Annotated in this window: 17 protein-coding genes and 1 riboswitch; of the genes, 9 read left to right on the top strand and 8 right to left on the bottom strand. The window is 73.6% G+C overall.

Features of this window, described 5'->3' with window-relative positions; all coding sequences use genetic code 11:
- The first annotated feature begins 11 nt into the window (after positions 1 to 11).
- On the top strand, positions 12 to 1,124 hold the full coding sequence (locus tag H1226_RS17575) for an iron-containing alcohol dehydrogenase family protein (protein WP_258341709.1): 1,113 nt from the start codon (positions 12 to 14) through the stop codon (positions 1,122 to 1,124).
- 102 nt (positions 1,125 to 1,226) lie between these two features.
- Here the strand turns inward: H1226_RS17575 and H1226_RS17570 are convergent, their stop codons facing one another.
- On the bottom strand, positions 1,227 to 1,733 hold the full coding sequence (locus H1226_RS17570) for a mycothiol transferase (RefSeq protein WP_224961724.1): 507 nt from the start codon (positions 1,731 to 1,733) through the stop codon (positions 1,227 to 1,229).
- A gap of 247 nt (positions 1,734 to 1,980) precedes the next feature.
- On the opposite strand from H1226_RS17570, the gene H1226_RS17565 reads away from it, so the two are divergent.
- The 3 genes from H1226_RS17565 to H1226_RS17555 all read left to right on the top strand — a co-directional run bounded on the left by H1226_RS17565 (position 1,981) and on the right by H1226_RS17555 (position 5,676).
- Positions 1,981 to 3,177, top strand: coding sequence for a dipeptidase (locus tag H1226_RS17565; protein WP_258341708.1), 1,197 nt, complete (start codon positions 1,981 to 1,983; stop codon positions 3,175 to 3,177).
- Positions 3,178 to 3,313: 136 nt separating this feature from the next.
- Positions 3,314 to 4,750 (top strand): NADP-dependent phosphogluconate dehydrogenase, encoded by a 1,437-nt coding sequence (gndA, locus tag H1226_RS17560; protein ID WP_258341707.1) that lies wholly within the window; start codon positions 3,314 to 3,316, stop codon positions 4,748 to 4,750.
- Positions 4,751 to 5,004: 254 nt separating this feature from the next.
- Positions 5,005 to 5,676, top strand: coding sequence for an excalibur calcium-binding domain-containing protein (locus H1226_RS17555; protein WP_258341706.1), 672 nt, complete (start codon positions 5,005 to 5,007; stop codon positions 5,674 to 5,676).
- 52 nt (positions 5,677 to 5,728) lie between these two features.
- On the opposite strand, the gene H1226_RS17550 is transcribed toward H1226_RS17555, so the two are convergent.
- Genes H1226_RS17550 through H1226_RS17535 form a run of 4 tightly spaced genes read right to left on the bottom strand, consistent with a single transcriptional unit; the run spans position 5,729 to position 7,091 of the window.
- On the bottom strand, positions 5,729 to 6,427 hold the full coding sequence (locus tag H1226_RS17550; protein ID WP_258341705.1) for a dienelactone hydrolase family protein: 699 nt from the start codon (positions 6,425 to 6,427) through the stop codon (positions 5,729 to 5,731).
- A gap of 54 nt (positions 6,428 to 6,481) precedes the next feature.
- Positions 6,482 to 6,646 (bottom strand): hypothetical protein, encoded by a 165-nt coding sequence (locus H1226_RS17545; protein WP_258341704.1) that lies wholly within the window; start codon positions 6,644 to 6,646, stop codon positions 6,482 to 6,484.
- The gene (locus tag H1226_RS17540; RefSeq protein ID WP_258341703.1) at positions 6,643 to 6,855 is read right to left on the bottom strand and encodes a hypothetical protein; all 213 of its coding nucleotides are present in this window, start codon (positions 6,853 to 6,855) and stop codon (positions 6,643 to 6,645) included. The genes H1226_RS17545 and H1226_RS17540 overlap by 4 nt, the downstream gene beginning before the upstream one ends.
- Entirely contained in the window at positions 6,852 to 7,091 is a 240-nt protein-coding gene (locus tag H1226_RS17535; RefSeq protein ID WP_258341702.1) for a hypothetical protein, read from the bottom strand. Before H1226_RS17535 ends, H1226_RS17540 begins: the two co-directional genes overlap by 4 nt.
- 137 nt (positions 7,092 to 7,228) lie before the next feature.
- Between H1226_RS17535 and H1226_RS17530 the strand changes: the two genes are divergently transcribed.
- A complete protein-coding gene (locus H1226_RS17530; RefSeq protein ID WP_258341701.1) occupies positions 7,229 to 8,383 on the top strand; it encodes a hypothetical protein in 1,155 nt (384 codons plus the stop codon).
- Positions 8,384 to 8,426: 43 nt separating this feature from the next.
- Here H1226_RS17530 and H1226_RS17525 read toward each other — a convergent pair whose 3' ends face one another.
- On the bottom strand, positions 8,427 to 8,762 hold the full coding sequence (locus H1226_RS17525) for an antibiotic biosynthesis monooxygenase family protein (RefSeq protein WP_258341700.1): 336 nt from the start codon (positions 8,760 to 8,762) through the stop codon (positions 8,427 to 8,429).
- A 168-nt stretch (positions 8,763 to 8,930) separates the two neighbouring features.
- Here H1226_RS17525 and hrpB point away from each other — a divergent pair, with 168 nt between their 5' ends.
- Entirely contained in the window at positions 8,931 to 11,360 is a 2,430-nt protein-coding gene (gene hrpB / locus H1226_RS17520) for an ATP-dependent helicase HrpB (protein WP_258341699.1), read from the top strand.
- Positions 11,361 to 11,636: 276 nt separating this feature from the next.
- Here the strand turns inward: hrpB and H1226_RS17515 are convergent, their stop codons facing one another.
- Positions 11,637 to 12,305: a hypothetical protein gene (locus H1226_RS17515; protein ID WP_258341698.1), complete on the bottom strand. Its 669-nt coding sequence runs from the start codon at positions 12,303 to 12,305 to the stop codon at positions 11,637 to 11,639.
- Positions 12,306 to 12,648: 343 nt separating this feature from the next.
- The gene (locus H1226_RS17510) at positions 12,649 to 13,383 is read right to left on the bottom strand and encodes a hypothetical protein (protein ID WP_258341697.1); all 735 of its coding nucleotides are present in this window, start codon (positions 13,381 to 13,383) and stop codon (positions 12,649 to 12,651) included.
- Positions 13,384 to 13,648: 265 nt separating this feature from the next.
- Positions 13,649 to 13,815, top strand: a riboswitch (cobalamin riboswitch).
- 103 nt (positions 13,816 to 13,918) lie between these two features.
- Between H1226_RS17510 and H1226_RS17505 the strand changes: the two genes are divergently transcribed.
- The 3 genes from H1226_RS17505 to H1226_RS17495 are packed head-to-tail and all read left to right on the top strand — an operon-like array spanning position 13,919 to position 17,267.
- Positions 13,919 to 15,433 (top strand): ABC transporter substrate-binding protein, encoded by a 1,515-nt coding sequence (locus H1226_RS17505; RefSeq protein ID WP_309148739.1) that lies wholly within the window; start codon positions 13,919 to 13,921, stop codon positions 15,431 to 15,433.
- Positions 15,430 to 16,389 carry an ABC transporter permease gene (locus tag H1226_RS17500; RefSeq protein ID WP_258341696.1) on the top strand — a complete coding sequence of 320 codons (960 nt, stop codon included), beginning with the start codon at positions 15,430 to 15,432 and terminating at the stop codon, positions 16,387 to 16,389. The genes H1226_RS17505 and H1226_RS17500 overlap by 4 nt, the downstream gene beginning before the upstream one ends.
- Entirely contained in the window at positions 16,386 to 17,267 is an 882-nt protein-coding gene (locus H1226_RS17495; RefSeq protein WP_258341695.1) for an ABC transporter permease, read from the top strand. The genes H1226_RS17500 and H1226_RS17495 overlap by 4 nt, the downstream gene beginning before the upstream one ends.
- Positions 17,268 to 18,134 lie beyond the last annotated feature (867 nt).

The raw sequence follows: 18,134 nt of genomic DNA, 5'->3' as shown, positions 1-18,134 counted from the left end.
GAGGTGTCCGCATGCGCGACCAGGAGCTGCCCGCCGACGGGCTCAGCATCGAACCGACCTGCCGCATCGAGTTCGGCCCGGGGCGCATCGCCGCGCTGCCCCGGCTGATCGACGAGCTCGGCCACCACCGGGCCTACCTGATCACCGACCGGGGCGTGCGCGCCGCGGGAGTCCTGGACCGGGTGCTGGCGGTGCTGGCCGAGGCCGGGCTGGAGCACGCCGTCTTCGACGACGTGGCCGCGAACCCGACGTTGTCCACTGTGGAATCCGGTGCGGCGGGGCTGGAGCGGTTCGGCTCGGCCGCCGTGGTCGCGCTCGGCGGCGGATCACCGCTGGACGCGGCGAAGGCCATCGCGCTGCGGGCCCAGCCGCGGCTTCCGGGGCTGCCGCTGCTGGCGATCCCCACCACCGCCGGGACCGGTGCCGAGACCAACGGGTTCGGCGTCATCGAGGACCCGGCCACCCGCCGCAAGGTCTACCTGGGACACGCCTCGGTGCGGCCCGCCGTCGCCGTGCTCGACCCGGAGCTCACCACCGGGCTGCCCGCGCGCATCACCGCCGCCACCGGGCTGGACGCGCTGGTGCACGGCATCGAATCGCTGTCGTCCCGTGGCGCGAACCCGATCTCCGCGGCCTACGCGGCGCAGGCCGTCGCGCTCGTCGCCCGCTGGCTGCCCGTCGCGCACCGGGACGGCACCGACCTGGAGGCGCGTTCCCGGGTGATGCTGGGCGCGCACCTGGCGGGGCAGGCGCTCACCCTGTCCGGGCTGGGGCTGGTGCACGGCCTCGGGCACGCGATCACCGGTCATGCCGGGACGCCGCACGGCGTGGCGCTGGCCGCGGTGCTGGAGACCGTCATGGAGTTCAACGCCGACACCGCGGGGGAGGCCTACGCCGACGCGGCCCGCGCCATGGGGGCCGGCGGTGACGCGGCCGCGGCGATCCGGTGCGCTCGCGACCTCGCCGACGGGCTGGAGATCCGCGCCCCGCTGCGGGACCTGGGCGTGCACCGGGACATGCTGCCCTCGATCGCCGCAGCGGCGACCGCAGATCCGGTCACCCGCAACAACCCGGCGAACACAACGGAAGCCCAACTACACGACCTCCTCCAGACCACCTACTGACCTATCGCCGAACCTCCCAGCAGCAGCCCCCGTCGTCCTTCCTGTCAGCGGCGAAGCCGCTGAGGTTCCGCCACCCGCCCCCTCCGCAACAGGAGAACCACTTCACCGCCGTTCAAGTACGCCGCGGATGAAGGCTGCTTGTCCGGCGTGCTGCAACCCGTCCGCGAGCACGCTCACCAGGCGCACTCCGCGGGTGACCGGCGGGCTCCAGTCCGCGTCGATCACCTCGTCCAGGTCCGCGTCGGTGAGCGCGCGGACGTAGCTGACGGTTCGCTCGTGCACCGCGTCCTGGTAGCCGAGCAGGAGCTCGGCGGAGGCCTGCACCTGCGCGACCTGGCCGGAGCTGTGCCCGTAGCCGATGTCCGCCGCGTCGAAGGGCAGGTCGAACCGGTCCCGCCAGCCCTCGGCCAGCCACGCCTGCTCGGTCCCGGCGGCGCCCGCCAGGTGGTCGTCCTGCACCCGCGTGAGGTGCCAGGCGAGCCAGGCGATGGTGTTGGCCTGCGGGTCGAGGCGGAACTCCAGCTGCTCCGGTTCGAGTCCGCGGACCGCCTCGTGCACCGCCCCCTGGATCCGGTCGTATCCGTCGACGAGCACGTCTGCGCTGGTCATGTCGCTCAGCGTCCCTTCCCGGTGGTTCGGATGCTCCGGGCCCCACGGTACGGGCAGGCACCGGCGCGGGCACCCGACGCCGAGTCCGATCCGTCCGGTTCCGCGACACGTCGAGTCCACAGTGGACGAAAAACGCGTGACCGAACAGTCCCCGCGATCGCCTTGAAGCACGGTGGCCGTGCGGGTAGACACCTCGGAGGAACGAGTCCCCCGCGCCCACCGGGCGCGCGACCGAACGTGAGGTGCCATGAGCGACGCGGAACCGACCTCGGTGGAACGAGCGCGGGCCCTGCTGGCGCGGCACCCGGTCCTGGACGGGCACAACGACCTGCCGTGGGCGCTGCGCAAGCACCGCGCCTACGACCTGGAGCGGCTGGACATCGCCCAGGACCAGTCCGCGTCGCTGCACACCGACCTGGCGCGGCTGCGCGCGGGCGGGGTCGGCGGTCAGTTCTGGTCGGTCTACGTGGAAGCCGAGCTGCAGGGCGACCGCGCGGTCGCCGCCACCCTGGAGCAGATCGACTGCGTGCTGCGGCTGGTCGAGCGGCACCCCGACCGGCTGCGCCTGGCGGGCACCGCAGCGGAGGTGCGGGCCGCGATGGCCGACGGTCACATCGCCTCGCTGATGGGCGCCGAGGGCGGGCACAGCATCGCCTGCTCGCTGGCCACGCTGCGCGCCTTCCACGCGCGCGGCGTGCGGTACCTGACGCTCACGCACAACGACAACGTGCCGTGGGCCGACTCGGCGACCGACGAACCCGCCGCGCACGGCCTCACCCGTTTCGGCGAGGAGGTGGTGCGGGAGATGAACCGGATCGGGATGCTGGTGGACCTCTCGCACGTCTCCGCCGACACGATGCGGCACGCGATGCGCGTCTCCCGCGCCCCGGTGATCTTCTCGCACTCGTCGTCGCGCGCGCTGTGCGACCACCCGCGCAACATCCCCGACGACGTGCTCGCCGCGCTGCCCGCCAACGGCGGCGTCGCGATGGCGACGTTCGTGCCCACGTTCGTGCGGCAGGAGACCCGGGACTGGCTGCGCGACTACGAAGCCGCGCTGGGCGCCGCGGGGATCGACGCGGACGACGGCGAGCGGGTGCGCGCGTTCCGCGCCGAACACGAGGCCGAGCACCCGTGCCCGCGCGCCACCGCGGCCACCGTCGCCGACCACCTCGACCACATGCGCGAGCTGGCGGGCATCGACCACCTGGGGATCGGCGGCGACTTCGACGGCGTCGTCAGCACCCCCGAGGACCTCACCGACGTGGCGGGGTACCCGAACCTGTTCGCCGAACTGATCGATCGCGGCTGGTCCGAAGAGGACCTCGCGAAACTAGCCCACCGCAACGCGATCCGCGTGCTCGGTGACGCCGAACGGGTCGCGGACCGGCTGCGCGCCACCGAGCGCCCGTCGGTCGCCACCATCGAGGACCTGGACGGCTGACCCCGCCGCCCCGCCCGAATCGGGGGAGCATGCACCATGCGGGCACCACCCACCGAGGTGATGTTCGCCGTACCGGGAACACCCGCCGCGGCGGCGGAGTTGTTCCCACGAGTCATCCGGAGCGAAAGAGGTATTCATGTCGAAGCTGGCGCAGGTAGGCGTCACCGGTCTCGCGGTCATGGGGCGCAATCTGGCCCGCAACTTCGCGCGCAACGGCTACACCGTGGCCGTGCACAACCGCTCCGTCGGACGCACCCACGAGTTCATGGAGCGCTTCGCCGAGGAAGGCGAGTTCGTCGCCGCCGAGTCCGCGGCCGACCTGGTGGCCTCGCTGGAGCGCCCCCGCCGGGTCGTCATCATGGTCAAGGCGGGCGGCCCCACCGACGCGGTGATCGACGAGCTGGCCCCGCTGCTCGACGAGGGCGACGTGATCATCGACGGCGGCAACGCGCACTTCGAGGACACCCGCCGCCGCGACGAGGCGTTGCGCGCCCGCGGCCTGCACTTCGTCGGCACCGGCATCTCCGGTGGTGAGGAGGGCGCGCTGAACGGCCCGTCGATCATGCCGGGCGGTTCCGCGGAGGCCTACGAGTCGCTCGGGCCGATGCTGGAGAAGATCAGCGCCCACGTGGACGGCACTCCGTGCTGCACGCACGTCGGCCCCGGCGGCGCCGGGCACTTCGTGAAGATGGTTCACAACGGCATCGAGTACGCCGACATGCAGCTCATCGCCGAGTCCTACGACCTGCTGCGACACGCGGGCGGGCTGGAACCGGCCGCCATCGCCGACGTGTTCCGCGGCTGGAACGAGGGCAGGCTCGCCTCGTACCTGGTGGAGATCACCGCCGAGGTGCTCACCCACACCGACGCCCGCACCGGCTCCGCGTTCGTGGACATCATCCAGGACCAGGCGGAGCAGAAGGGCACCGGCCGCTGGACGGTGCAGACCGCGCTCGAACTGGGCGTCCCCGTCTCCGGCATCGCCGAAGCGGTGTTCGCCCGCAGCCTGTCCGGGCACGGCGACCTGCGCGAAGCCGCCCGCGGCCTGGCCGGCCCGCAGCCCGCCGCGCTGTCCGGCGAGGACGCGAAGCGGCTCGCCGAGGACGTGGAGCAGGCGCTGTACGCGTCGAAGTTCGTGTCCTACGCGCAGGGCTGGAACATGATCTCGGTGGGCAGCCGTGAGTACGGCTGGGACGTCGACCTGGGCGCGATGGCGACGATCTGGCGCGGTGGCTGCATCATCCGCGCCGCGTTCCTGGACCGGATCCGCAACGCCTACGCGGCGGACCCGGCGCTGCCGACGCTGCTGGCCGACGCCGAGTTCTCCCGGGAGCTCGCCGCCGCGCAGGACGCGTGGCGCCGCGTGGTGGTCACGGCCGCCGAGCTGGGCATCCCGACGCCGGGCTTCTCGGCGGCGCTGTCGTACTACGACGCGCTGCGGGCGGAGCGGCTGCCTGCCGCGGTGACGCAGGCGCAGCGGGACTACTTCGGCGCGCACACCTACCGGCGCACCGACGTGGAGGGCTCGTTCCACACCCGCTGGGACACGAACCGGGCCGAGGAATCGGCCTGATCGGTGCCACCAGGGCCCGCGGTGCGCTCCGGCGTGCCGCGGGCCCGCCGCGTTCGTGGCCCGTTCGGCGGCCGATGCGCCCGGTCGGGTGCGGCGGGGTGGCGCGCGGTCGATCCCGTCCCTCGTCCGCCGGTGCCGTTAGGCCGACGGAGTGCATTCGGTAACGACCGTCCGTGTTCGGCGACATGTCCATCGAGCCTGGTGAACGGCATCGGGCCCGATGCGCCCTCCGGGGCGGAAAAGAGAAAACGGACATGGGTATGCGGACGTTCCCGCAGCTGCCGAACACGTCCTCCCGGCCGCGGCCGCACCAGCGCAAGTGGCCGTGGATCACCGGTGGCGTCTTCCTGCTGCTGTTCGTCGTCGGTCTGGCGGCCTCGTGCGCTTCGCCGCCGCAGGCCGAGCGGGCTCCGGTCTCCCCGGTGGCGACCACCCCGGTGCCGGTCGAACCGGCGGAAGCGGAGGTCGCGGAACCCGAGGTGGCGCTGCCGGTCGTCGCGGGTCGCGGCGCCCGGGCGGTGCTCGACGAGCTGCGCGCGCTGGGGCTGACCGCGGTGACCGCGGTGTCCGACGACGCGTCCTCGGCGGTGCCGGTGCCGGAGACCTGGGTGGTCAGCGCGATCGAACCGGCGGCGGGCACCGCGGTGCGGCTGTCGGCGCCGGTCGTGGTGCGGCTGGTCGCGCCCGCGCCGCCGAGCCCGGCGCGGCTCCCGCGCACCGTGGACAGCGCCCCCGAGGCCCCCGTCGACCCGGAACCCGAGCCGGAGCCGTACGTCGCGAAGACCTACGACGCCCCGGAACCGTCGGTGTACTACCAGAACTGCGACGCGGCCCGCGCGGCCGGCGCGGCACCCGTGTACCGCGGCGACCCGGGCTACCGCCCGAAGCTCGACCGGGACGGCGACGGGATCGGCTGCGAGAACTGACCCATCGGCGCGGCCCGTCCACCGCGGGGTGGACGGGCCGCGCGCACCGGGATCAGCCTTCCAGCTTCGCCCGCAGGAATTCGAGCGTGGCGCCCCACGCCTTGGCGCCCTGCACCGGGTCGTAGGTGCCCATGTGGTTCTCGTCGTTGAAGAACGCGTGCCCGGCCGGGTAGATCCGGAAGTCGGGCCGGGTGCCGGATTCGTTCTCGATGCGGTCGGCGAGCGCTTCGACGGCGTCCGGCGGGGCCATGGCGTCCTGCTCGCCGAAGTGCCCGAGCAGCGGCGCGGTCAGGTTCTCGAAGCTGGGGTAGTCCTCGCCGAGCACCCCGTAGAACGGTACCGCGGCGCCGATCTTGTCGCCCTGCTGCGCGGCGAGCACCAGCACGAACCCGCCGCCCATGCAGAACCCGACGGCGCCGATCTTCTCGCTGGTGACGGCGTCGAGGGACAGCAGGTGGTCCACGGCCCCGCCGAGGTCGCGGGCGGCGCCCTCCACCGGCAGCTCCTGCATGAGCTGCCCGGCTTCGTCGGAGTCGTGCGTGGTGCGGCCGCCGTAGAGGTCGGGGGCGAGCGCGACGAACCCTTCGGCGGCGAGCCGGTTGGTGACGTCGGCGATGTGGTCGGTGAGCCCCCACCACTCCTGGATCACCACGACGCCGGGCCCGCTACCGGATTCCGGCAGGGCGAGGTAGCCGTGCGCGGTGTGCCCGTTGCTGGGGAAGGTCACGTTCTGCAAGGGGTTGTCAGCCATGCCCGCATTGCACCACCTGCGGGCACCGGTCGGCATCGGGTGGGGTGGGTGGCGTCAGAGTTCCCGCAACCGGGTCAGGACCGCGGCCAGCACGGCGAGGTCCGGGCGCGTCCCCCGCGCCGGTTCGGCGAGGTCTCCGCTGCGCAGGTGGATCCAGCCGGTGCCGTACCGCGCGCGGTCCGGCGCGGGGAGCCCGCCGCGCCCGTCGACGGCGCTCACCGGGACCGCCGGGACAGGTCGAGCGCGCACGCCGGGCAGCGGCTCCCGGTCCACCCCGGCAGCACGGCGAGGACGTCGGGTGCGAAGCTCCGCCCGCACCGCGCGGTGAGCTCCCGCCCGCGCGCGGCCGGGTGCCGGACCTCGAACGCGTGGCTGATCAGCCCGGTCACGCCGAGCGCGGTGCTGCGGTAGCGGGCGAAGAAGATCATCGCTGCTCCCGCGGGGCCGGCCGGCGGTGGGCGAGCGGTGGCACGTGCCCGGCCCGCTCCCGGCAGTCCGGGCACACCCCGGAGGGCAGCAGGAACCCGGGCCAGGACGGGCGGACCTCGCGTCCGCACAGCGCCCGCGTCACGCATCCCGGCGTCCACCGCCAGTCGGCGGGTACCGCGTGCGACACCGAGCGGTACCGGCTCCCGACCCACTTCGACTCGTGTTGATCGCTCATGGTGACAGGGTCGTGACGGAGGGTGCGTGGACGTCAGGTCAGCGGGGTGGTCATCATGGGTAACCGTGGGTCTGCCCAACGAAGCACTGCGTGCGGCGCGGCTCCGGGTGGCGTCGAGCCGCGCACCCGGTGAGCCGATGTCGAGGTCCGAGCTGGCGTCCGCGGTGTCGGCGTGGTTGTGGCGGGAGACCGGCAAGCGCCACGACCTCGACCCGCACCTGCTGGCGAAGTGGGAGCGGGGTGCGGTGCGGCGTCCGACGGCGCCGTACCGGGCGGCGTTGCGCGCGGTGCTGGGTGCCGCCTCGGACGCCGATCTCGGTTTCGCCGACTCCGCTCCGGAACCACCGCTGCCCCCGGCCGGGCCCGACCCGGCGGAGCACGGCCCACCGGCGGGCGCGGACTACGTCGAGTCGTTGCGGGGTGCGGTTCGGCAGTTCGTGCGGATGGATTCCTCGCTCGGTTCGGGCGAGGTGGTGGATGCGGTGGTGCGGCGGTTCCGGGATGCGCAGCGGGTGTTGGCGTCAGGTCGGTATCGGCTTGGGGTGGAGCGGGATCTGGAGGTGGTGACGGCGGAGTTGGGTGAGGTCGCGGGGTGGATGCTGATCGATGCGCAGCGGCATTCCGAGGCGCGGGCGATCAATGCCGAAGCGTTGATGTTGGCGCAGATTGCGGGGGACACCTCGATGCAGTGGTTCATCCTGTCGAACCAGGCGTTGGGGAGCACGTACTCCGGTCGGCAGCGGGAGGCGCTGCGGATCGCTGAGCGCTTCGGCGAGGACGCCCGGATCCCGGTGCGGGTGCGGGCGTTGTTCCGGCTCCGCGCGGCCCGTGCGCTGGGGCACCTCGGCGACGGGCCCGGGGCGTTGCGCGCGTTCGACCGAGCGCGGTCGACCTTCGAGGACGGTGTCAGCGACCGCGACCCGGCGTGGGCGTGGTGGTTCGACGAGCGGGAGCTCGACGGGCACGCCGGGAGCCTGCACGCCTCGCTGGGCAGGCACGCCGAAGCGTTGCCGCTGCTGAGCAGCGCGGTGGATCGTGCGGAGGGGAAGGAACGCCAGCGGTGGGCGCTCTACATCCACCGGGCGTGCCTGCTCGATTCGGCGCTGGCGGCCGGAACGGTCGTCGAAGCGGAGCGGGCCGCGGTCGCGGTGGCGCCGATGCTCGGCCAGATGAACTCCGCGCGCACCGAGAACCGGCTGCGCCGCGCGCTCTCCCGCACCTCGCGGGCACCGCTGCCCAGCACCCTCGCCGACGTCCTCGACCACCTCCGCCACCGCCTCCCGCAGCGCTGAGCGCCCACCGCGCCACGCCCCGACCCACCTGGGGCGGGGCGCGTCAGAGCTGGTCGATGGCGTGCACGGCGGAGACTTCGTAGAGGTGCGGTTCGTAGGACTCGGCGACCTCGGCGGCGGCGGTCATGTGCGGCTGCGCGACCGGGTTCGCGAGCATCGCGCGGAACGCGTCGGCGTCGCTCCACTGCGCGTAGTTGACGACCTTGGTGCCGTCGGTGCTGGCGTGGATGTTCGCGGACACGAAGCCGGGCAGCGTGATCATGACTTCTTCGGTCGCCTGGTTGAGCAGGTCCACGAGCTCGCGCTGGCGCTCCGGGCGGACGGTGAAGACGTTGATCAGGGTGGCCAGCGGCGCGCCCTGCTCGATGGTGCTCGGCATGGAGTTCTCGCAATCGTCGGTGTCAGCTTTCTGACATGAGTATGTGTCAGGAAACTGACGTGAGTCAAGCCGGCGCACGACCGGGCCGCCCGGCCGTGCGCCGCCGGCCGCACCGCTCGGCGAACCTCGGCGGCACGGCCCGATGCGCTGCGGGGACACTGTGCTGCGATGACCGAGTTCTCCAGCCTCCCCGACCTGCCGGTGAAACCGGTGCTCGGCGAGGTCGCCGACGCGCTCGCCGAGCACGGCACCACCGTCCTGGTCGCCCCGCCCGGCACCGGCAAGACGACCCTGGTGCCGCTGGCGCTCGCCGAACGCGGGCTGCGCGTGGTCGTGGCCGAACCGCGACGGCTCGCCACCCGCGCCGCCGCCCGCCGGATGGCCGAACTGCTCGGCGAGGAGGTCGGCGGGACCGTCGGCTACTCGGTGCGCGGCGAGCGCAGGCGCGGCGCGCGCACCCGCGTCGAGGTCGTCACCTCCGGCCTGCTGGTGCGCAGGCTGCAATCCGACCCCGAACTGTCCGATGTGGACGTGGTGGTGCTGGACGAGTGCCACGAGCGGCACCTCGACGCGGACCTGCTGCTCGCGCTGCTGCTGGACGCCCGCGACGGGCTGCGCCCGAACCTGCGGCTGCTGGCGACCTCGGCGACGCTCGCGGCCACCCGCGCGTCCGAAGTCCTCGGCGGCGCGCCGGTGCTGCACGCCGAGGCTCGCACCTTCCCGGTCGAGCACCGCTACCTGCCGCCGAACCGGCGCGAACGCATCGAAGCGTGCGTGGCGCGTGCGGTGCGGACGGCGCTCGACGAGCAGGACGGTGACGTGCTCGCCTTCCTGCCCGGTGCCGGGGAGATCCGCCGCACCGCCGCCGCGCTCGCCGACCTGTCCGATGTGGACGTCCTCCCGCTGCACGGAAGGCTGCCGCACGCTCAGCAGGATTCCGCGCTGCGGCAGGGAAAACGGCGCAAGGTGGTGCTCGCCACCGCCGTCGCCGAATCGAGCCTCACCGTGCCGGGCGTGCGCGCCGTCGTCGACTCCGGCCTGTCCCGGGTGTCCCGGGTGGACACCCGGCGCGGCCTGGCCGGGCTCGCCACCGTGCGGGTGTCGCGAGCCGCCGCAGACCAGCGCGCCGGCCGCGCCGGGCGGCAGGGGCCCGGTTTCGCGTACCGCTGCTGGCCCGAGCACGAGCACAGCACGCTGCCCGCGTTCGCCGAACCCGAGATCCGCACCGCCGAACTCACCCGGCTCGCCCTGGAACTGGCCTGCTGGGGTACCCCCGACGGAACCGCGCTCACCTGGTGGGACGAGCCGCCCGCCGGTCCGCTCGCCGCCGGGCAGCAGGTGCTGCGCGGCCTCGGCGCGCTCACCGCCGATGGTGCCGTCACCGGCCGGGGAGCGCGGCTCGCCGAGCTCGGCCTGCACCCGCGGTTGGCGCGCGCACTGCTCGACGGGGCCGAACGGGCGGGCGCGCGGACCGCGAGCGAAGTCGTGGCGCTGCTCGACGACGACACCGTCACCGACCAGTCCGATGTGGACTCGGCGCTGTCCCGGTTGCGCCGCGGCGGGCCCGGATCCGGCCGGTGGCGGCGGGAATCCCGCAGGCTCGCCGAGCGCGTCCACGGCACCGGGCGAGGCGGTTCGGCGGCGGAGGTCGTCGCGTTCGCCTACCCGGAACGCGTCGCGCGCCGCCGCGCCGCCGACTCGCCGATCTACCTGATGGCCGCCGGCACCGCCGTCGAACTGCCCGCCGGATCACCGCTGCGGCACGCCGAATGGCTCGCCGTCGCCGTCGCCGACCGCGCACCCGGCGCCGCCCACGGCACCGTGCGCCTCGCCGCGCCCATCGACGAAGCGCTCGCCCGGCGGGTCGCGGCCGCGTTGCACAGCACCCGGGACGAGGTGGGCTGGACCGGCGGGGACGTGCGTGCAGTGCGCGCCGAACGCATCGGCGCCATCACCGTGGACAGCAGGCCGCTGCGCGAACCCGACCCGGCACTGCTGCGGGCCGCGCTGCTCGACGGGCTGCGCCAGGACGGGCTCGGCATGCTGGCGTGGAGCCAGGACGCGACGCGGCTGCGGCACCGCATCGGCTTCCTGCACGAGGCGCTCGGCGAACCGTGGCCGGCCGTGGACGACGAATCCCTGCTGTCCCGGGCCGATTCGTGGCTGGAACCGGAGCTGTCCCGGGCGCGCGGACGCGCGGACCTGGCGCGGATCTCCGCCGGGGGAGGACTGCGGCGGTTGCTCCCGTGGGATCGGGCGGCCCGGTTCGACGCACTCGCGCCGGAGAGCGTGGAGGTGCCGTCCGGATCGCGGATCAAGATCGATTATTCGGGAGAGCGGCCGGTGCTGCCGGTGAAGGTGCAGGAGGTCTTCGGCTGGCGCCAGGTGCCACTGCTCGCCGACGGGCGGGTTCCGCTGCTGCTGCACCTGCTGTCGCCCGCCGGGCGACCCGCCGCCGTCACCGCCGACCTCGAATCGTTCTGGACGACCGGCTACCCGCAGGTCCGCGCCGACCTCCGCGGCCGCTACCCGAAGCACTCCTGGCCCGACGACCCCACCACGGCGACCCCGACCCGCCGGACCCGCCGCCCCACCTGACCGGTGGGAGGAGTGAACGGACCGTTCGTCCCATCTGGTTGGTCGAAGGGTCCGTTCACTCGGTGCTGCGGCGCGGTTCGTCGCCGACACGCCCGGCTGAACGGGCCGTGGGGGTGGGGAGTGAACGGACCGTTCGTCCCGTCTAGTTGGTCGAAGGGTCCGTTCACTCGGTGCTGCGGCGCTCGTGCGCACACCGCGCAGGCGTTTCGGGGTGGAGTGAACGGACCGTCTGTCCGATCTATTTGGTCGAACGGTCCGTTCACCCCGCCGCGGTGGTCAGCCGAAGGGGACGAGCACCAGTTCGGCGGCCCGCACGTCCGCCGAGGTCCACCCGGTGATCCCGGCCAGCACGCAGCCGGTGCGGATCACGGCCTCCTCGTCCAGTTCACCCGGGTCGAGGTGGTCCTGCTCGACGATCCCGGCGGCCGCGACCGCCTCCCGGATCCGGTCCGGCAGCTCGGGGAGCGAGCCTTCGAGGTCGTCGGAGTTCGTCCACAGCACCTCCGCGCCGTCCTCGGCGAATTCGAGGCCGCAGCACGGTCCGTCGAAGTTGTGCGCCAGGCTGAGCGCCGCCCCGCCGGTGCGGGACAGGGCGAGCGCGGCGGATTCGAGCCCGCCCTGCTCGTTCGAGACCGAATCGGTGTGCCCCGCGTCGTCGAACACGAAGGTCCACCCGCCGATCCGCCCGGCCAGCAGCGCGGAGGCGCAGTCGGTCTCACCGAGCGCGGTGCGCGGCAGCGAGGAGTGCTCGTCGGCCCGCTCCTCGGGGAGCGTGCAGGGGCGCGCGTGCGCGAGCCGTGCCCCGAGCGCTTCCAGCGCTTCGCGCGGCTGGAGGTCGCGCACCAGGTGCACGATCTGGTGCGGGTCCTCCGCGCCGAGTTCGGTGATCCACGCGGGGCGGCCCTCGGGATCCAGTGCTGCGGCGGGGAAGGCGGGTTCGGGCATCGTCGTCTCCAGTCGGTTCGGTTCTTCTCGGCACCTTGCCCCAGGGCACCGACAATTCCGTCCCGCTGCGCGGTCGGGTGGAGGTCTTCCCCGCGTGAGCGGACTTCCGGCTCCGAGCGTGTCCGGCTCTCCGGAACAGCCGGACTGCAAAATGCGTCCACAGTGGACGGAATGGTCGGTGGTAGGTCTCCCCGGATCCGAATCCCCGGTCGTGGCACCACCCGCTGCGCTTCCACCCGCTGCCGTTCCACCCGCTGCGCTTCCCACCATTGCGCGACCACCCGCTGCGGAATCCGCCGACGCGCCCCCGGAACCGCGCGAGGGGAACGCGGGGCGCGGGCGCTCAGGTCAGCGCCACCGCCACCAGCGGAGCCGCCCGCAGGTCGTCCATCGTCCACGTCACCCCGGCCAGCGCGCAGCCGATGCGGGTCACCGCGGCCTCGTCGGTCTCGCCCGGCTCCAGGTGGGCGCGCTCCACGATGCCGGCGGCCGCGGCGGCGGCGCGCACCTCGGCCGGTGGTTCGGCGGTCTCGTGGTCGAGGTCGTCGGAAGTCGTGCGGTACGCGCGCGAACCGTCCACCGCGTAGTCGAGGCTGAGCAACCCGCTGATGTTGGCGTGCAACGTCATCGCCGGGCCGCCGGACGCGGAGAGGGCTTCCGCCGGTGCTCCCGGGACGGGCCGCGGGACCTCCGGCTCCTGCAGCGCGGACCAGTCCCCGGTGCGCATCCCGCCGAGCAGTGCGCGCATCGTGTCCAGGCCGCCGACCTGGAAGGTGGTGCCCGCGTCGTCGAACACCAGCGTCCAGCCGCCGATGCGGGTCGCCAGCAGCACCGACAGGCACTGCGGATCGCCGAGCGCCGCGCGCGGCAGCGAGGTGAACTCGTCCGGCCGCTGCTCGGGCAGCGTGCACGCCGCGGCGGAACCCGGGTCCGCGCCGAGCACCTCCAGCGCCCGCGCCGGTTCCAGGTCGCGCACCAGGTGCGCGGTGTGGTTCGGGCCCGGCACGTCCAGTTCGGACAGCCAGATCGGATAACCGGTGGCGTCCAGGGTTCCAGGTGGGAAACCGGGCGTGGGCATGGCGGCTCCTCGTCGTCGTCGGCGGGTGCCGGTGAGTCTGCCCGGTGCGGTGGCGGCCGCCGCGGTTCCGCGCGCTCCCCGCTGCCGAACGCGGGAATCCCCTCGCCCGCTCGCCCGCCGGGTGCTGCACCGTTCTCCGGAGGAGGCCGGGCGGGCGCTCCGCCGCGCGCGGGCGGTGGGCGACGGCACCGCGACCCGCGGTGACGTGATGCCGAGCGGTTCACACTTCCTTGACAAGGCACGACGCGGGCTGAAAAGTTGACGAGTCGTTCCAATGCGACGGTGTGCAGGAAACCGGTGCGAATCCGGTGCGGTCCCGCCACTGTGAACGGGGAGCCGCGTCCACCAGCGCCACTGTCGGGCAGCCGATGGGAAGGCCGGGCGCGACGTCGATCCGCGAGCCAGGAGACTGGCACCGTCGTACCGATTCGCACGGGGTCGCGGAGCCCCGGAGGAGGTACGCAGTGCACCCGGATTCGCCGCACACGCCCGGTTTCCCCGCTGTTCCCGAACCGGCCCGCGCCGCGTGAGCGGCGTGATCGGTCGCAGGCGGCTGCTCGCGGGCGTGGCCGGAGCGATCGCCGCGGTCCCCCTCGTGTCCTGCGCCGGTGGTTCCGGGGCGAGCGCGGGCAGGCTGCGGCTGGCGTTCCCCGCCGGTGGCGCCACCGAATCGCTCGATCCGCACACCGGTTCGCTGTTCGTCGACCAGGCCCGCGCGAAGGCGCTGTTCGACACGCTCGTCGGCTACGCCGACGACATGAGCGTGGTGCCGCGGCTCGCCGAGAGCTGGCAGCCCGACCCGACCGGTACCCGGTGGCGGATCCGGTTGCGCCCGGCCGAATTCCACGACGGCAGGCCGGTGACCGCCGAGGACGTGCTGTTCACCTACCGGCGCATCGCCGACGACGCCACCGCGGCCCAGTCCGCTTCGCACTTCGCCGACGTCGACTTCGGCGCCAGCCGGGCGATCTCGGCGACCGAACTGGAACTCGTGCTGGGCGCGCCGAACTTCGAGTTCCCGTCGGCGTGGGGCGCGCCCGCCACCGAGATCGTGCCCGCGGGCACCACCGACTTCACCGCCCCCGTCGGCTCCGGCCCGTTCCGGTTCGTCTCCTTCGAACCCGGTGGGACCGCCGTGTTCGCCCGCTTCGACCGGCACTGGTCCGGGCCCGCCACCCCGGCCGAGCTGGAATTCGTGCTCATGGAGCAGGAGAGCGCACGGGTTAACGCGCTGCTGTCCGGGCAGGTCGACTACGCGCACGACGTGAGCGCCAACTCGGTCCGGCTGCTGGAGCAGGGTGGCCGGGCGCGAGTGCACTCGGCGCCGTTCGGCACCATGCAGGCCCTGCTGCTCAAGGTGGACCGGCCGCCGTTCTCCGATCCGCGGCTGGTGCAGGCGGTGCGCGCCGGGCTGGACCGGCAGGCGTTGCTGGACATCGCGCTCAGCGGGCAGGGCAGGCTCGGCAACGACCTGTTCGGCGCCGGGCTGAAGTACTACCCGCCGGACCTGCCCGCGCCCGCGCGCGACGTCGACGCCGCCCGGGCGCTGCTGCGCGAAGCCGGGGCCGACGGGCTGAGCTGGGAACTGCAGACCAGTTCCGTCGACCCCTACTTCGAATCCGCCGCCAGCCTCATCGCCCAGCAGCTCGGCGAGGCCGGGATGCGCGTGTCGCCGCGGATCGGGCCGGCCGAAACGTACTTCTCCGACATCAAGGAGCACGGCGTCGCCTCGCTGTCCCGGACCGCGGCGCTGCCGGTGCCGACGTTCCTCGGGCAGCGCATGACCTCGGACGCGGGGAGCAACAACTACACCGGGTACCGCTCCGCCGAGTTCGACGAGCTCTACGGGCGGGCGCTGGCCACCGCCGACGACGCCCGCCGAGCCGACCTGCTGGTGCGCGCGCAGCGGCTCGCCCGGGAGAGCAGCGGCAACGTGGTGTGGGGCTTCAGCGGCTGGAACGTCGCCACCGCCACCTCCGTGGCCGGGGTGCGGGGCGCGCCGCCGAACTCGCTGGACTGGGCCCGCTTCGATCGGGTGAGCGTGGGTTGATCGCGCCCGCCGCGCGGGCGTCCGCCGCGGTGCTGCCCCGGCTCGGCGTGGCGCTGGTGCAGATCGCCGCGGTCGCCGTCGGCGTGTTCGCGCTGACCGCGCTGCTGCCCGGCGACACGGCGCAGGTCGTGCTCGGCGAGCACGCCGACACCGGGCAGCTGGAGGTGCTGCGGCGGCGGCTCGGGCTCGACCAGCCGTGGGGGACGCGGTTCGCGCAGTGGGCCGGCGGGATGCTGCACGGGGACCTCGGCACCTCGCTGCGCACCGGCAGGCCCGTCCTCGACGAGATCACCCGCAACGCCGCCACCACCGCGCTGCTCACCGCGCTGACGCTGCTGGTGGTGCTGCCGCTGGCCGGGTGGCTCGGCGTGCGCAGCGGGCTGCGCGCCGGGAGCCGGTTCGACCGGGCGGTGAACTCGGTGGTGGTGCTGCTGAACTCGGTGCCCGAGTTCGCGCTGGCGCTGCTGCTCGTCGGCGTGTTCGCGGTGCGGGCCGGCTGGCTGCCGGCCACCGCGGGCGGGCTGTCCGGGTGGTCGCTGGTGACGGAGCCCGCGGTGCTGGTGCTGCCCGTCGGCGTGCTCGCCGCGAAGCAGCTCAGCGCGCTCGCCCGCCAAGTCCGCACCGGTGTGGTCACCGCGAACGGCGCCGAGTACGCCACCCACGTGCGCCGCGCCGGTCTCGGCGAGCGCGACGTGGTGCTGCGGCACGTGCTGCCGAACACCATCGGGCCGGTGCTGCAGCAGCTGGCGCGCACCGTGGACGGGCTGCTCGGCGGCGTCGTCGTGGTGGAGGCGCTGTTCGCGCTCGGCGGGATCGGCTCCGGATTCGTGGAAGCGGTCAAGGCCCGCGACCTGCCGGTGGTGCAGGGCTACGCGCTGCTGTTCGCGGTGATCACCATCGGCATCAACCTGGTCATCGACCTGGTGGCGCGGCGGTTCCGGGCGGGTGCGCGGTGAGCCGCGCCGCCGGGTGGCTGCTGCTCGGGGTGCCGCTGCTGGCGGCGCTGGCCGGGCCGGTGCTCGCCGGGCTGCTGCCGGGCGGCGGATCGGTGCGGGCCGCGAACGTCCCGCTGCTGCCGCCCGGGGCGGACCACCCGCTGGGCACCGACGTGCTCGGGCGGGACGTGCTGGCCCTCGCGCTGCACGGCGGCGGTTCGGTGCTGGTGCTGGCGGGCGGCGCGCTGCTGCTGACCTACTTGGTGGGGGTGCCGCTGGCGCTGGCCGCCGTCGGGCAGCCCCACCGGTGGATCGACCGGTGGCTGACCCGCGGGCTGGACCTGGTGCTGGCGCTGCCCGGGTTGCTGGTGCTCATGGTGCTGGCCGCGACCGGAACCCGGACCGGTGCGGCGCTCGTCGTCGCCGTGGCGCTGCTGCAGCTGCCCGCGGTGGTGCGGATCGTGCGCAGCGCGGCGCTCGGCGCCCGGCGGCGCGGGGTGGTGGAAGCCATGGCGCTGCAAGGGGAATCGTGGTGGCGGGTGCACTTCGGCTACGTCGGGCGCGGCGTGCTCGGGCCCGTCGCGGTGGACGCGGGCGGGCGGCTGAGCCTGGTGCTGTACCTGGTGGCCTCGGCGAACTTCCTCGGCCTCGGGATCGACCCGGCCACCGCGGACTGGGCGGTGCTGGTGGAGCGCAACCAGGAGGCGCTGTTCCTGCAGCCGTGCGCCGTGCTGGTGCCCGCGGGCCTGCTGGTGGCCCTGTGCACCGGCCTCAACCTGCTCGTGGACCGGTACCTGGTGACGGGCGGACCCGGCACTCGGCCCGCACCGGGTGAACGGACCGTTCGTCCACGACATCGGCCGGAGGAGCCGTCCACCCGGGTCGTGCGGGTGGAGTGAACGGACCGTTCGTCCACTAGAGCTGGACGGACGGTCCGTTCACCCCGCGACCGGGCGAGATCGTCTCTGTGCGGGGGCCGAGTGAACGGATCGTTCGTCCCATCTGGTCGGACGAACGGTCCGTTCACCTCAGGATGGTCGGGGTGAACGGACCGCCCGTCCCACGAGTTCGGACGAACGGTCCGTTCTTATCACCGGGGTTCGCTGACGTGTGGCAATGTCCGCGCGGGTGCTCTGACCAGTGCGAACGGTTACGAGTGGTACTGACTTGAACAGGGGGTTTCCGACTGTCTCACGGCCTGTGGACGGCCTGGGTGATGCCCGGTTGCGGGGGTGACCCGCCACCCTGTCGGGCGGCGGGCCGTGCCGCGTGCCCGCTCAGTGCGTGAGCTGGCGTTCGCCACGTGCCTGACGGGGTGGGAACAGGGCCAACTGTCCGACCGGGCGCGGCGCGGGTCGGCAATCGTCGCAGAGCTGCGCGAGGTGTTGCCAGCAACGAAACCGGGTCTCGCAGCGTTCGCAGGTACGGACGGCGTGGATGAGGAACTGCACGGTGTGGCTCCCTGGAGATCGTGGGGTGTGGCGAACTGATGGCGGGACCACACGAGGCGCGTGCAGGGTCAAGCAGCGCCTAGGAAAAGTTTTCGGCCGGACCGCTTCCCGAGGATGTGGGGATGCAGTGTGGTCCGGCCGAAAAGTTTTCCTGCTGCTTGACGCTGGGCGGGGCTCGTGTCGCCATCGGGTCAGTTCGCCGCGCGCCACGACCGGTTCCGGGGAGACACACCGTGTTCGGCAACGCGCCCGTCCGTGCCTGCGATCGCTGCGAGACGATTAGCACCCGGCACCGGCGGGTAGTGGGGTCCGCCC

The sequence above is a fragment of the Saccharopolyspora gregorii genome, from assembly GCF_024734405.1.
Lineage (GTDB): Bacteria > Actinomycetota > Actinomycetes > Mycobacteriales > Pseudonocardiaceae > Saccharopolyspora_C > Saccharopolyspora_C gregorii.
Note: the sequence above shows the minus strand (reverse complement) of the source record. Positions and strands in the feature narration are given on the sequence as shown.

What these genes read in the sequence shown, in the direction of transcription:
- H1226_RS17575 (WP_258341709.1), top strand. Translation starts at nt 12, where the DNA reads ATGCGCGACCAGGAGCTGCCCGCCGACGGGCTCAGCATCGAACCGACC.
- H1226_RS17570 (WP_224961724.1), bottom strand. Translation starts at nt 1,733, where the DNA reads ATGACCAGCGCAGACGTGCTCGTCGACGGATACGACCGGATCCAGGGG.
- H1226_RS17565 (WP_258341708.1), top strand. Translation starts at nt 1,981, where the DNA reads ATGAGCGACGCGGAACCGACCTCGGTGGAACGAGCGCGGGCCCTGCTG.
- gndA (WP_258341707.1), top strand. Translation starts at nt 3,314, where the DNA reads ATGTCGAAGCTGGCGCAGGTAGGCGTCACCGGTCTCGCGGTCATGGGG.
- H1226_RS17555 (WP_258341706.1), top strand. Translation starts at nt 5,005, where the DNA reads ATGGGTATGCGGACGTTCCCGCAGCTGCCGAACACGTCCTCCCGGCCG.
- H1226_RS17550 (WP_258341705.1), bottom strand. Translation starts at nt 6,427, where the DNA reads ATGGCTGACAACCCCTTGCAGAACGTGACCTTCCCCAGCAACGGGCAC.
- H1226_RS17540 (WP_258341703.1), bottom strand. Translation starts at nt 6,855, where the DNA reads ATGATCTTCTTCGCCCGCTACCGCAGCACCGCGCTCGGCGTGACCGGG.
- H1226_RS17535 (WP_258341702.1), bottom strand. Translation starts at nt 7,091, where the DNA reads ATGAGCGATCAACACGAGTCGAAGTGGGTCGGGAGCCGGTACCGCTCG.
- H1226_RS17530 (WP_258341701.1), top strand. Translation starts at nt 7,229, where the DNA reads ATGTCGAGGTCCGAGCTGGCGTCCGCGGTGTCGGCGTGGTTGTGGCGG.
- H1226_RS17525 (WP_258341700.1), bottom strand. Translation starts at nt 8,762, where the DNA reads ATGCCGAGCACCATCGAGCAGGGCGCGCCGCTGGCCACCCTGATCAAC.
- hrpB (WP_258341699.1), top strand. Translation starts at nt 8,931, where the DNA reads ATGACCGAGTTCTCCAGCCTCCCCGACCTGCCGGTGAAACCGGTGCTC.
- H1226_RS17515 (WP_258341698.1), bottom strand. Translation starts at nt 12,305, where the DNA reads ATGCCCGAACCCGCCTTCCCCGCCGCAGCACTGGATCCCGAGGGCCGC.
- H1226_RS17510 (WP_258341697.1), bottom strand. Translation starts at nt 13,383, where the DNA reads ATGCCCACGCCCGGTTTCCCACCTGGAACCCTGGACGCCACCGGTTAT.